Source organism: Colwellia sp. MB3u-41, assembly GCF_014076845.1.
Classification (GTDB): domain Bacteria; phylum Pseudomonadota; class Gammaproteobacteria; order Enterobacterales; family Alteromonadaceae; genus Colwellia_A.
In genome coordinates this window covers 33,580-47,998 of the sequence record NZ_JACGUT010000003.1, presented here as the reverse complement: position 1 = coordinate 47,998, position 14,419 = coordinate 33,580, and the positions used below count along the sequence as shown (strand labels likewise).

Sequence of the window (14,419 nt, the reverse complement as noted above, 5' to 3'; positions counted from 1 at the left end):
ATAAACGCAATAAATTTTGTCACTTCACACCAACTAGCCGTTTACTGTATTAATACACGAACGCTTCAATGGTAACTTGTCGACGTTTATTATCACTTGTGCCACAAGCGTTGGCTAATGTTGCAGCCGCTGAACTATTGTTATTGGCATCATAGCCGTCAGCCGTTTCTATTCTACCTTGCCAGCTGATCACCACGGTGACTGCGTTTCTGTTATGATCAATACAGCCAAAAGCGCCCACTAATCCCCCTGAATTTTTACCTCCAGCGGTTACATCAGCCCCCATTAACTTGACTTCCCATTCATACAAGTCATTGGTCACCATTTCAGCACTCGTACACAAAGAGTCAGCTGAATTACACCTCTCGCCAGGTATTGCGTTTAAAGCGGCACCATAAACACCTTGATAGGTCTCTAAGACTAAAAAATCAGAGTCATTGCTACGCATTCGTTCAATAATATCTTGCGCTAACGCTGAGGCGACAGAACGTTGCATCGCATCAAAGCTACCTTTTTTAGCCGATGCCTGCATAGCTACGGCGCCAAAAATTCCCGTCACTAAAATCACCAAAGCGACTAAAACTTCAATAAGTGTCATCCCCTTATTCACTGAAAGTGGGTTTTTATTGGGGTAATTAATCCTAAATAAGTTATTGCGCATAACATTCCTTAATACACTGCCAATCGTGGCTAACTAGCCAAATAAATTGTGCTTTAAAATATAGAGCGAGAGGGAAAAAAATAAAAGAAACAACACGGGCGAGTATACTTTTAAGTAATAAACGGTAAAAAAATAAAAATAATATTTTACAGGCAAAAGCAATCGAAACTAGGCCTAGGGCGAAGAATTCAGTGGTAAACTTATATGTGTTAAAAATCACAAACGTGAACCGCATTAACCCATACCTTAAAATTTATTATTGAATAGCTAATTTCCACAGCGACTATTCATGATAATAAAGTTAAGTAATGAATATTGATATTAGTGTACTTAAAATTTTACCGCTTAAAGGAGGGTAAAATTATATTCAATCACTTAACCTAATATTTTAAGACTAGCGTAATTCTATAGGTACCGCAAATACGGTGTTCTCTTCTCGGCCAGGATATTCGATAACCTCTTGACCACCATAGTCTTTTAATGCGTCAATAACTTGTTGTATAAGTATCGCAGGTGCTGAAGCCCCCGCAGTAACACCAATTTTTTTAATATTATCAAGCCATTGTGGTTGAATATCAGAAAAGGTATCGATCAAGTAAGAAGGTGTGCCCAACTTCTCAGAGAGTTCACGTAAACGATTAGAATTAGAGCTATTCTTCGCCCCTACGACTAAAAGTAGATCAACTTCTGCAGAGATAGTACGCACAGCATCTTGACGATTTTGAGTCGCATAACAAATATCGTCTTTGCGTGGGCCTTTAATTAACACAAACTTTTTTCTTAAGGCATCAATGACTTCAGAGGTATCATCAATTGATAATGTTGTTTGACTACAGTAATACAATTGGGAAGGGTCTTTAACTTCAAGTGTTGCTACGTCAGCAACTGACTCAACTAAATAAATTCCACCTTGTTCACTTTCATACTGCCCCATAGTCCCTTCCACTTCGGGGTGTCCGGCGTGACCAATAAGAATACATTCAATATTTTTACGGCTCGTACGTGAAACTTCCATATGTACTTTAGTGACTAACGGACAAGTCGCGTCAAACACCTTCAGGCCGCGATCCTTAGCTTGTTTACGAACAGCTTTAGAGACACCATGAGCACTGAAAATAACGGTATTATCATCGGGAACTTCAAAGAGTTCATCAACAAAGATTGCGCCTCGGTCTTTTAAGCCATCAACAACAAACTTGTTATGTACGACTTCATGGCGCACATAAATAGGTGCACCAAATAAGTCGAGTGCTCTGTCGACAATGCTAATGGCTCGGTCTACACCGGCACAAAAACCACGAGGGTTAGCTAAAATAATTTCCATGATCTGTTCCTAAGGGACTACATACAAGTCCTAAGAGTTAACGGCTATAAAACTTCAACAATATCAATAACAAAAGTAATAGCTTGTCCAGCTAACGGATGATTAAAATCAATAGTTACGGATGTACCAACCACTTCTTTTACCATTCCTGGTAATTCTATATTCCCAGGTTGAGTAAACGTAATAATACTGCCCACTTCAGCAGGCACGTCACTACCAAATTTGTCAGCGTCAACGTAATGGAAATTGTCAGGGTTGGGCTCGCCAAAAGCATCTTTTGCTTCAAGGGTAAATTCTTTAGAATCTCCAGCGGCGAGTCCTAATAGTTGTGCTTCAAAAGCAGGTGAAATACTTGCATCCCCCATCACTATTTTAGCCGGTTTTTTATTGACTTTTGTACTGTCTGCAGCTGAGCCGTCAGATAGTTTCATGGTGATATGTGTGATAACTTGAGATTTTTCAGTAATTAACATAGTCATTATATTTCTCGTATACTCTTATCTATTAAGCGTTATTTGGTTTCGTATTTTTTTGCTGGTTCACCATTTTTAAATGAATCATATATCATCAAAGCTGCGCCGATAAATATAGCAGAATCGGCAATATTAAAAACGGGCCAATGGTGACCAGCAATATGAAAATCTAACATATCGATAACATAGCCAAATAATGCACGGTCAATTAAGTTACCCACTGCCCCACTTAGCATAAACGCTAAAGCGATACTCAATAATGGGTTTGATTTTGGCGTTTTAGCCAACCACACTAAAAATACCACACTAGCAACAGCAGCAATGATGGTAAAAAACCAACGTTGCCACCCGTCTTGATCCGCAAGAAAACTAAAAGCGGCTCCAGGGTTTTGAACATATCTTAAATCGAAAAAAGGCAAAATATTCATTGATTCGCCCAAGTCGAAAGCGTTAACAACTAAATACTTGGTTACTTGGTCAATGATCAAAAATAAAACGGTTAACCATAACCATTTAAAACCTGTTTCTGTAAAAAGTTTATTCATTTGCATATTTATTATTTTTCAATTTTTTATTTTTAAACAATAAGAGAGTTAGAATGTTCACAATATCAACGTTAATTCACTATAGAACAAAAAGAAAGTACACAGCCTAGTATGCTAGGCGAGTACTTTCGGTGCCGCTATTGAGTGAAGTAACAAAGATATTTGGAAACATTTAGGCGAATTGGCGTATCTCGCCCTCACCCTCTACGTTAGTTATACAACGTCCGCAAAGTTCAGGATGCTTTTCATCTTGTCCTATGTCTTCAGTAACATGCCAGCAACGTTCACATTTAGTCCCCTCTGCTGGAGCAACAGTTAACCATAAACCTTCAATCTCAGTTGCTAAGACACCCTCTGGAGCGCTTTCAACCACTTCAACCGTCGCTTTAGAGGTGATCAGAACAAAACGAAGTTCTTCGCCTAACTGCTGTAATTTTTCAGCTAACTCAGCGGTAGTATATAAAGTAACTGATGCTTCAAGTGCTTTACCTACTTGCTTTTCTTTACGGGCATTCTCTAAGGCTTTGTTTACTTCAGTGCGCACCAGTAAAATTTCATTCCAGTAATCATTGTTTAATGCATTACTTGTTTCTGCTTTAGGCAAGCCATTAAACCAAACACCCGTAAAAACGAATTCATCACGTGTTTCACCAGATGGTGTCGGTAGCGCCTGCCAAATTTCTTGTGCAGTAAAAGATAAAACAGGTGCCATCCAACGCGTCATCGCTTCAGCAATTAAGTACATGGCTGTTTGACATGAACGACGAGCCGTACTGTCGTCTTTCGCGGTGTACTGGCGGTCTTTAATAATATCTAAATAGAATCCACCTAACTCGGTAGTACAGAAGTTCATCAGTTTATGAACAACTACATTGAATTCATATTCGTCATAAGCGCTAACAATTTCTGCTTGCAACTGTGCGGCTTTATCAACAGCCCAACGATCAAGAGCGACCATATCATCAAAAGCAACTGAATCTATTTTTGGATCAAAACCATTAAGGTTTGATAATAAAAAGCGCGAAGTATTACGAATACGTCGGTAAGCATCGGCTTGGCGTTTAAAAATTTCGTCAGAGACGGTTATTTCTTGCGTATAGTTAACTGAAGCTACCCATAAACGTAAAATATCAGCCCCTAACTTACTGGTAATTTCTTTTGGGGTGATAACATTGCCTAAAGATTTAGACATTTTATGGCCGTTCGTATCTACGGTAAAACCATGAGTTAGTACTTGTTTATAAGGTGCTTTACCGTTCATCGCTACCGATGAAATCATTGACGACATAAACCAACCACGATGTTGATCTGAACCTTCAAGATATAAATCTGCAACACCATCAAACTCTTCACGTGCATTAACAACAGAGTAATGCGTAGTGCCTGAGTCAAACCATACATCTAAGGTATCAGGTACTTTTATATATTCTTTTGCGTCATCGCCAATAAGTTCAGCAGCGTCTAAATCAAACCACGCTTGAATGCCTTTTTCTTCAACACGTTTAGCAACTGTTTCAATTAACTCAATGCTACGTGGATGCAAAGCACCTGAATCTTGATGTATAAATAATGCCATTGGCACGCCCCACGTACGTTGGCGTGAAATACACCAATCAGGACGACCTTCAACCATCAATTCAATACGGCGTTGGCCCCAATCAGGGATCCATTGGGTTTTTTCAATTTCGTTTAATGAATCTTGACGTAAACCTTTTTTGTCCATGCTAATAAACCATTGTGGTGTAGCACGAAAAATTAAGGGTGTTTTGTGGCGCCAGCAATGCGGATAAGAATGCTCTATTGCATGGTGGTGTACTAAAGTGCCATGTTCTTTCAATGTTTCAACGACATTCGCATTGGCTTTAAAAACATGTTGACCAGCAAACAATGGCGTATCTTCTAAATAAACACCATTCGCACCAACAGGATTTGCCACTTCAAGGTTGTATATTTTACCCACCACGAAATCTTCAACACCGTGACCCGGCGCTGTATGAACACAACCTGTACCAGAGTCGGTAGTAACGTGTTCACCTAGAATCATTGGCACAGTAAAATCATAAAAAGGATGTTTTAGTTGCACTAAGTCTAAATCGCTACCTTTACAAAAACCTAACGCATGGTATTTATCAATTCCGAAACGGTCCATACAACTTGTGACTAAGTCAGACGCAATGATAAAACGTTCTTTACCTTGCTCTGTTTCACATTGTACTAACGTATATTCAACATCAGCATTTACCGAAACTGCGCGGTTAGCCGGTAATGTCCAAGGAGTTGTTGTCCAGATAACAACTGAAACGTTACCTTCACCTTGATGACCTTCTGGATGATCAAACTTGTCTGCAACGCTTTGATCAACAACAGTAAATTTCACATCAATCGCAGGAGACTGTTTATCTTTATACTCAACTTCAGCTTCAGCTAAAGAAGAACCACAATCTGTACACCAATGAACAGGTTTGAATCCTTGATGTAAATGGCCATTTTCAGCAATTTTTCCTAAAGCACGAATGATATTAGCTTCAGTGCCAAAATCCATAGTCAGATAAGGTTTTTCCCAATCAGCAAAAATACCTAAACGTTTGAAATCTTCACACTGTCCAATAACTTGCTTGGCTGCATATTCACGACATTTTTCACGAAAAACACTCGCTGAGACTTTATGCCCCGGCTTGCCAATTTTTTTCTCAACCATTAATTCAATTGGTAAGCCATGACAATCCCAACCTGGAACAAATGGCGCATTGAAATCAGATAATGTTTTTGATTTAACAATAATATCTTTAAGAATTTTATTAACTGAGTGACCTAAATGAATATCACCATTTGCATACGGAGGGCCGTCATGCAAAATAAATGACTTTTTACCCTTTTTAGCTTCACGAATTTGGCCATACAAGTCTTTCTCAGCCCACTCTTTTAGCATGTTTGGTTCACGGTTTGCCATATTACCTTTCATCGCGAAAGAAGTAGCTGGCAAGTTTAGGGTTTGTTTGTAATCACTCATTTAAATCATTATCCGTTGTTATATTCGCTAACTGGTGGTTAGCTTCTGATAAGTTAATAATAAAATCAACATCGGTTACATATTAATTTTATTATTAACTCACGTATCTGTTTATTTACAAGTTTTGAACAAAGGCCTTTGCCTGTTCGCTGTCTTGTGATATTTGCATTGTTAATTCATCTAGTGATGAAAACTTTATTTCATTTCTTAGTTTTTTCAGCATAACCACTTCAATAGTTTGACCGTATATATCTTTATTAAAGTTAAAGATATGTACTTCTAATTGTTGTCTTATACCTGCAACTGTAGGCCTTGAACCTATATTAGCCACACCATAAAAACAATCTTCAACCGTATTAACTTTTACAACAAATACACCTGAAATGGGCGAAACTCGTCTTTTAAGTAGCACATTCGCTGTTGGAAACCCCAACTGCCGACCACGCTTATCACCATGAAAAACACGACCTATGATGGAATAAGCACGACCCAGCATTTCTTCTACATCGGCTAACTCATTATTTTCGAGGGCCTTACGTATTTTAGTACTGCTAATCCGACTGTCTTCAAGCTTAAAACTTGCGGTATCAGAAACAGTAAAATCAAATTTTTCACCTGCCTGCTTAAGTAAACTAAAATCACCAAGACGGTTCTTGCCAAAACGAAAATCATCACCAATAATTAAATGTTTAATACCTAATTGTTTTACTAATAATTGCTCTATAAATTCTGACGCGCTTTTGCGGGCAAATTCTCGATGAAAGTTCACACAAATTAAGCGTTGAACACCCAAATTTTTTAATAAAAAATATTTATCTCGCAAACGTGTCAGTCTTGCAGGCGCCGTATTAGGAGAAAATAATTCTTGCGGCTGTGGCTCAAAGATCATCACTGCAGGTGAACAGTTCAATGCTTTGGCTTTTTCAATTAAGGCTTTTATCACACGAGCATGTCCCAAGTGAACACCATCAAAATTACCTATGGTTAACACACAGCCATGATCTTCAGCTTGAATATTGTGGATACCGCGTATTAACTGCATTTAATTAAAAAACCTAAATTTAACTTACATTACTTTGCAAGTGTCGCCATTGAAGAATATAAACCGATAAATTATATATTACTCAAGCTTAAGAATCAGCACTTGAACGCAATTTCATCAATTTATTTTTACGTCTGCTTGAACTTTGAAATCTTTCACTCGTATTCCTAATGCAGCAATAGAAATAAAGTAACTCAGCATACCCAAAGAAATACAAATAAGTAATTGTTGAATTTGCATAGCGGTACTCATGGCTAACCACCCTTTAAACGGTGGCGACAACCCATAAAGCACTCCAGCCATTATGCCCGCGGAGAAAACAAGTCGAGCAAAAAACCACCAACTGGCTTTCGACAGTTCAAAAACATTGTTCTTTTTCAAGCCATGATAAAGCATCAGCGCATTTAAGGTTGCCGACATCGCCGTAGCTATCGCTAAACCCACATAACCAAAAAAAGGTGCCAACATCAAGTTGAAAACCATATTAGCAACCATTGCTTTAATACCTATTTTTACCGGCGTTTTTGTATCTTGTCGGGCATAATAGGCGGGCGCTAATATCTTAATAAACATAAAGCTTATTAATCCAGAAAGGTAAGCAAACAAGGCATAAGACACCTTTAATACCGTTGCTTCTAAAAACTCACCACGCATAAATAAAATCATAATAATAGGCTGAGCTAACACCATTAAGCCAGCAAGTGCAGGCCAACCAAATAGCGAAACAATTTTTAATCCCCAAGTAATCGTATCGCTAAACTCTTGGTTATTTTTCTTAGTATGAAGTTTTGCCAAACTTGGAAGAATGACTGTCGCAATACCAATACCAAATAATCCCAACGGAAATTCTAATAATCGGTCGGCATAATAAAGCCAACTGATAGAGCCTGTTACTAAAATAGTCGCGATGACAGTATCAAGCAGTAAATTAATTTGTGTCACCGAGACACCGAATAAGGCAGGTACAATAAGCTTGCGTATTTTTGTTACGCCTGGCTCATGCCATGCCCATTTTGGCTTAACAAAGACCCCCGCTTTAATCAAAAATGGAATTTGAAATAAAAACTGAGCTAAACCACCCAAAAAAACACCCCAAGCTAATGCATAAGCAGGATTTTCAAAAAATGGTGATAGATAGATTGCACAACCAATAATACAAACATTGAGTAATACGGGAGTGAATGACGAAACAGCAAATTTGCCAAAGGTATTTAACACCGCGCCAGCAAGGGCCGTAAAACTAACAAACCATAAATAGGGAAAAGTAATTTTAAGTAAGGTAGATGCTAATTCAAACTGCTGTGCTTTAGGGCCATCGTTAAGCCAGTCAACAAACCAGCCATAGCCAAACAATATAACAAAAAGTGGTGAGGCAACCATACCAAATAGTGTCACTAAGGTAATGATGACCCCTAAAGTACCTGAAACTTGCCCAATGAGTTTTCGTGTTTCGCCTTCACTAACACCAATACTGGCTTGCTCGTCTTTCGTATGATATTCACTCAACACGGGGACAAAAGCTTGTGCAAAGGCCCCTTCAGCAAACAATCGCCTGAAAAAACTGGGGATTTTGTTAGCAAAGAAAAAAACATCTGATGCCAAGCCCGCACCAATAATATTGGCGATAACAACATCTCGAACCAAACCGAGCACACGAGAAACCAAAGTCATAAAACTCACTATCAGACCTGATTTTATTAACTTTTTACTCAACGAATAGCTCCAATAAATTGATGAAAACAATGATTTTGCAAGATGTAATTTCTCATTAATATTATGCAGCTTTTTACTGGTTATAAACAAGTAAATGCAAAGAAGTTTTTAATCTATTTAAAATCCCGAAAATAACAGGTAAAATACCTGCATTATTTAGTAACCAATAATGATAATTATTATATAATGGTAAATCCATCGTTATTAAGTAAATTAAACCGGTAAAAGGTTTGACAATCGAGCTAAAAAAAGGCATATTTCCTCGCCTTAAATTTAGGCTATATATACAATCATATTTTAGGAGTTCACCTTGGCTAATTCAAAGCAGGCGAAGAAACGCGCGGTTCAATCAGAAAAACGCCGTCAACATAATGCAAGTCGTCGTTCGATGATGCGCACGTTATTTAAAAAAGTACTCGCTGCAATTGAAGCTGGTGACAAAGACACAGCATCTAAAGAATTTGCTGTTGCACAACCGATTTTAGATCGTTTTGCAAGCAAAGGTCTTATTCACAAAAATAAAGCCGCTCGTAGTAAGAGTCGTTTAAACGCTGCAATTAAAGCGCTTTAATTTTTGTTATTGAATTTAAAAACCAGCTTATGCTGGTTTTTTTTTGCCGTTAATTTAGCTTTCTCCCTTCTAAAATAAAACATGATCTTTAAGTCTTATCAAATTTCTAATCAGTAAAATCTTGCGCATCTTGCCATTTTTGTTAACCTCTCCTCGTTATATATAATAATTACATCATGAATATACAAAACAACGTGAGAATAAAAAATGAAACTAACAAAATTAGCTACTGGCCTTTTGCTTGCCACTAGCCTTTTAAGCGCTTGTAGTGAAAATAATAATACGCAAAATCCTGCTCCTACTTTATTAGTAGAAGCACAAAGTCGCTTAGACATTTATAAAACGGTAACGCTTAGTGCTGACTTAAGTCACCTGTCTGAAAACCAAAAACAAATGATTGTTCTACTGATTGAAGCTTCAGATATTATTGATGAACTTTTCTGGCAACAGGCCTTTGGTGAAGACAAAGAGACTTTCCTTGCGAGTATCGAAGATGAAAAAGCTCGTGAATTCGCCCGTATCAATTATGGTCCATGGGATAGATTAGACGGCGACAAACCTTTTCTTTCTGGGTATGAGGCAAAAGCACTTGGTGCAGAATTTTATCCAAGTGATTTAACTAAAGAAGAATTTGAGAAAACAGACTTTGAAGATAAAGACGGCTTATATTCAGTGGTCCAACGCAACAGTGATGGTCAGTTAACCTCTGTTGCATATTCCGAACTCTATAGCGACAGTATTAATCGCATTGCCGCTATTTTAGAAAAAGCATCAAGCCTTGCTGATGACAAAGAGTTTGCACATTACTTAAATTTACGTGCCACTGCTATGCGTCATGATGACTTTCAAGCCTCTGATTTTGCTTGGATGGATATGAAAAACAATCCAATCGATGTCGTTATTGGCCCCATTGAAACCTATGAAGATCTACTGCATGGCTCGAGAACAGCTTTTGAATCTTATGTGTTGATTAAAGATTTGGCTTGGAGTGCAAAGCTCGCTAAATATGCTGAGTATTTACCAGAGTTGCAAAAAGGCTTACCTGTTAAGAAAGCATATAAGAAAGAAATTCCGGGCTCAGATGCAGACTTAAATGCCTACGACGTTATTTACTATGCAGGGCATTCGAATGCGGGTAGCAAAACAATTGCAATTAATCTGCCCAATGACGAAGTAGTGCAATTAGAGAAAGGAACGCGTCGTTTACAGCTTAAAAATGCGATGCAGGCTAAATTTGATACTATCATGCTCCCTATAGCAAGCACGCTCATTGTGCCTGAACAGCGAGAAAATGTAACATTCACCGCTTTCTTTGCTAATACTATGTTTCATGAAGTTGCTCACGGTTTAGGTATTAAAAACACCATTAATAATAAAGGTACGGTAAGAGAATCATTAAAGGAACTCGCCTCAGCATTAGAAGAAGGTAAAGCTGATATTCTTGGCCTTTATATGATCCGTCAATTATTGATTAAAGGCGTCATTGAAGAAGGCACTTTGCAAGATTATTACACAACCTTCTTAGCGGGTATTTTCCGTTCAGTACGCTTTGGCGCGTCGTCTGCTCATGGTAAAGCAAATATGGTACGCTTTAATTATTTCGCCGAACAAGAGGCATTTACCCGTAACGCAGAAGGTTTATATTCTGTCAATATAGATAAAATGACAGCAGCTATTGATTCGTTATCTGAATTAATTTTAACCTTACAAGGTAATGGCGATTATGACAGTGTTGCAGCACTTGTTGCAAAAAGTGGTGTTATAAAAGCTAATTTAGCCGAAGACTTAGCTCGCATTGAAGCCGCTAATATTCCAGTTGATATTACGTTTAAGCAAGGTAAAAAAGTTTTAGGTTTATAATACTTTTAAGTTAATCCTTGATTGACGCTAAAATCTCGTAAAGCCTATCCATTGCGATAGGCTTTTTTTTAATAAAAATTGAAAAGTATTTCAACTTATAGCGGTCTAATAAAAAGTTATTAAGATAACTCATCATTTAATACGAAAGGTTTATTCATGAAAACAGCTTTATCGATTTTTATTATACTGATCAGCTTGTTTACTTTTAATGCTCAAGCAAATGACGACATAAGTGCCAAAGCACCCACTTGGATACTATTAACTCAAGCGGGTACAAGTATTTCTTTAGCTGACTATCAGGGAAAACCAGTGATTTTGCACTTTTGGGCGACATGGTGCCCTTATTGTAAAAAATTGCAGCCTAAATTAGTTGAGCTAACTGAAAAGTATAAAAATACCGGCATTGAGATTGTTGCTATTAGTTTTAGTGAAGATGAAGGAGCAAAACCACAAGACTCGATTACTCAACGAGGTTATCAATTTATTACCGGTGTTGAAGGTGAAAAAGTTGCCAAGTTATATGACGTAAAAGGTACACCAACAACATTTTTTATCAATCGAAGTGGACAAGTTGTTTTCAAATCAACCAGTTCAAATAGTACCGATCCACGGTTAGAATTAGCGATTAAAGAAATAATCAAAAAAAAATAAGCAGAAAAATAAAAAATCGATGCGTAGCAAGTAAGCACTTACTTAAGCTACATTCACTATTTTATCTATTACTTACCAACTCAGAGACAGTTGTTTTATTTCTTTCACATCATGATGAGCAAAACCTAACGTTAAGCCAATTAAACGAATCCCCCTAGATTGACTGCGTAAAAGCGCTTTAACGAGTAGTTGCTTAAATGTGCTTTCATCACAACGCTGGCTCTGCTGTTCTACTGTCGTTTGCGTAAAATCATTAAACTTAAGCTTTACACCTTGTTTGCTTATCATCATGTGCTGATGCTTTTCTAACCGTAATAAAAGCTTCTGGTATAGAAGTTCAACGGCACTTTCGCACTCTTTTTCACAAGACAAGTCTTGAGAAAAAGTGGTTTCTATCGCTAATGATTTTCTTACTCTGTCGGTTTCTAATTGGCGATGATCAATACCAAAACTACGTTGATACAATGCAGGCGCAAACTTGCCGACAATAGGTGTTAATACGGCGACAGCACTTGCTCGTATATCTGCACATGACGAAAAGCCGTAACCCAATAACTTTTGTGCGGTTTTAGGGCCAATACCCGGGATTTTTTTCAACGGTAAATTTTCAACGAAACCACTAACGTCTGCGGGCGTAACAACACATTGACCATTAGGTTTGTTTTCATCACTGGCAATTTTAGCGATAAATTTATTAGGGGCAACACCTGCCGAGGCGGTTAGGTTGAGTTCATTAAAAATATCACGACGTATTTGCTCCGCAATGAGCGTCGCACTGCCGTTAAACGCTTTGTTACCGGTAACATCTAGAAAGGCTTCATCAAGCGACAATGGTTCAATCAACTGAGTGTAACGTTGAAATATCGCCCTTATTTGTGCAGAAACTTCTTGGTAAACAGCCATTCTGCCTGAAACAATAACTAGCTCAGGGCAAAGTTGCATCGCCTTAATTGCTGGCATTGCAGAGCGAACACCAAATTTTCTTGCTTGGTAATTACACGTACATAAGACGCTTCGGGGCCCTGTACCACCGACCGCAAGTGGCACATTACGTAAAGACTCATTGTCTCGCATTTCAACCGCTGCATAGAAACAGTCCATATCTATATGTATTATTTTTCGGCTTTGAGTCATGTTTTAATTATAGTAATCATGTTTATCAAAAGTCCCTTATTTCGTTGTGAAAAAATATAGCGTATTATCGCTATGGGCAACCCAAACTGTATGTAAATACAGTATAAGCTTTTAAGTTAATAGTTCAATACTGAAATAATAATTTGACCACTGTTAATTTCATGCTAAATACGTTAATTTGTCGCTTTATTTTTTATCAATGACTAGCTGATATTACTTTTATGATTACGCGCCTTTTACAAACAACTTTTGCCCTATTACTACTTTTATCACCTGCACTAGTGAATGCTCACACCAATGAAGTTAACCAAGCAGAGCTTAAATTACTTGTAGAGAATAACTACCAACTTAGTATCGATATTGATGTTTTACATGTCATTAAAAGTCATCAAAAATCATCAGTAGATGAGACAGATTTAATTAATCATCTAAAAAACCTCTCTTTAATTGAAACAAAGCAATTACTCTCAAAAATATTGCAAATAATAAATCAACAAAGCGCTTTTATTATTGATGAAGAAAGTGTGCTTGTTGCCCCTTTTTCAGGGCTAACGGTATTTGAATTAAAAGCAAGACTCCGCGCTAACTCACCGACTAAAACCATTAAGCTATTGTCGCAGGGTCAATTGCCACAAAAAAGTAACAACGCAGCCTTGATATTTTCGCCCATCTTAGGGGATGTCTTATTAACAGTCAGCCGTTCAGAGAAATCTTTAGTGCTATCCGGCCAGAACAGCCATCACTTTTCTATTGATGATATCAAGGGTGGCGTACGTAAACTTTCAACAGCCGAAATTAAGCTGCTTAATATTGTTGAGTATATCTATCAGGGGTTTGTACATATTCTGCCGCAAGGGCTTGATCATATTCTTTTTGTGCTCGCGCTATTTTTATTAGCCACGAAGACATCAACACTGCTCTGGCAGGTAAGTGCCTTTACTCTTGCCCATACCATTACGCTAGCTTTAGGTATATTTGGTATTATCAACCTACCTAGCAGCATTGTAGAGCCGCTTATTGCCTTATCAATTGCTTACGTGGCTATTGAGAATATTTTTTATCACAAACTGACAAAGTGGCGCTTATCCATTATCTTTGCTTTTGGTTTACTGCACGGTTTAGGTTTTGCAGCAGTACTTGTTGAACTGGGCTTACCCAAGAGTGAGTATGTCAGTAGCTTAATTTCATTTAATATTGGCGTTGAGTTGGGTCAAATAACGGTCGTTGCCTTGGCTTTATTAGCGACGCGCTGGTTTGCTAAAAAACCTCAATATAGACAATACGTGGTGATACCGTTAAGTGCGCTTATTGCCGTTATCGCTATTTATTGGTTTATTGAAAGAACCTTTTAATACGCAACACAGGTCATCTCGTCGTTTAACATTCAGTAGTCAAATGAACAACGGCCTTAAAGCTACTTTACAGAGATTTAAGG

At 37.8% G+C, this 14,419-nt stretch carries 12 protein-coding genes; 4 read left to right on the top strand and 8 right to left on the bottom strand.

The genetic code is table 11. The features are described 5' to 3' along the window. Window positions 1-49: 49 nt before the first annotated feature. The 7 genes from pilV to murJ form a co-directional block, all read right to left on the bottom strand. A complete protein-coding gene (gene pilV / locus H4J73_RS00215; RefSeq protein ID WP_182181613.1) occupies window positions 50-661 on the bottom strand; it encodes a type IV pilus modification protein PilV in 612 nt (203 codons plus the stop codon). A 394-nt stretch (window positions 662-1,055) separates the two neighbouring features. Further along, the gene (gene ispH / locus H4J73_RS00210) at window positions 1,056-1,985 is read right to left on the bottom strand and encodes a 4-hydroxy-3-methylbut-2-enyl diphosphate reductase (protein WP_182181614.1); all 930 of its coding nucleotides are present in this window, start codon (window positions 1,983-1,985) and stop codon (window positions 1,056-1,058) included. Between the two features lie 44 nt (window positions 1,986-2,029). After that, the gene (gene fkpB / locus H4J73_RS00205) at window positions 2,030-2,464 is read right to left on the bottom strand and encodes an FKBP-type peptidyl-prolyl cis-trans isomerase (protein WP_220460114.1); all 435 of its coding nucleotides are present in this window, start codon (window positions 2,462-2,464) and stop codon (window positions 2,030-2,032) included. A gap of 32 nt (window positions 2,465-2,496) precedes the next feature. Then, the gene (gene lspA / locus H4J73_RS00200) at window positions 2,497-3,003 is read right to left on the bottom strand and encodes a signal peptidase II (RefSeq protein WP_310649631.1); all 507 of its coding nucleotides are present in this window, start codon (window positions 3,001-3,003) and stop codon (window positions 2,497-2,499) included. A gap of 172 nt (window positions 3,004-3,175) precedes the next feature. Further along, entirely contained in the window at window positions 3,176-6,013 is a 2,838-nt protein-coding gene (gene ileS, locus H4J73_RS00195) for an isoleucine--tRNA ligase (protein WP_182181616.1), read from the bottom strand. A gap of 115 nt (window positions 6,014-6,128) precedes the next feature. Continuing rightward, complete coding sequence (ribF, locus tag H4J73_RS00190; RefSeq protein WP_182181617.1) at window positions 6,129-7,055, bottom strand: bifunctional riboflavin kinase/FAD synthetase; 927 nt, start codon at window positions 7,053-7,055, stop codon at window positions 6,129-6,131. Window positions 7,056-7,172: 117 nt separating this feature from the next. Then, window positions 7,173-8,768, bottom strand: a complete 1,596-nt coding sequence (murJ, locus tag H4J73_RS00185; protein WP_182181618.1) for a murein biosynthesis integral membrane protein MurJ — start codon at window positions 8,766-8,768, stop codon at window positions 7,173-7,175. Between the two features lie 310 nt (window positions 8,769-9,078). On the opposite strand from murJ, the gene rpsT reads away from it, so the two are divergent. The 3 genes from rpsT (at window position 9,079) to H4J73_RS00170 (ending at window position 11,850) form a co-directional block, all read left to right on the top strand. Further along, the gene (rpsT, locus tag H4J73_RS00180) at window positions 9,079-9,339 is read left to right on the top strand and encodes a 30S ribosomal protein S20 (protein WP_182181619.1); all 261 of its coding nucleotides are present in this window, start codon (window positions 9,079-9,081) and stop codon (window positions 9,337-9,339) included. A 207-nt stretch (window positions 9,340-9,546) separates the two neighbouring features. Continuing rightward, window positions 9,547-11,199 carry a dipeptidyl-peptidase 3 family protein gene (locus H4J73_RS00175; protein WP_182181620.1) on the top strand — a complete coding sequence of 551 codons (1,653 nt, stop codon included), beginning with the start codon at window positions 9,547-9,549 and terminating at the stop codon, window positions 11,197-11,199. Window positions 11,200-11,355: 156 nt separating this feature from the next. Beyond that, a complete protein-coding gene (locus H4J73_RS00170; protein ID WP_182181621.1) occupies window positions 11,356-11,850 on the top strand; it encodes a peroxiredoxin in 495 nt (164 codons plus the stop codon). Window positions 11,851-11,922: 72 nt separating this feature from the next. Here H4J73_RS00170 and dinB read toward each other — a convergent pair whose 3' ends face one another. Then, entirely contained in the window at window positions 11,923-12,984 is a 1,062-nt protein-coding gene (gene dinB / locus H4J73_RS00165; RefSeq protein ID WP_182223135.1) for a DNA polymerase IV, read from the bottom strand. Between the two features lie 221 nt (window positions 12,985-13,205). On the opposite strand from dinB, the gene H4J73_RS00160 reads away from it, so the two are divergent. Further along, the gene (locus H4J73_RS00160) at window positions 13,206-14,336 is read left to right on the top strand and encodes a HupE/UreJ family protein (protein WP_182181650.1); all 1,131 of its coding nucleotides are present in this window, start codon (window positions 13,206-13,208) and stop codon (window positions 14,334-14,336) included. Window positions 14,337-14,419: the final 83 nt, after the last annotated feature.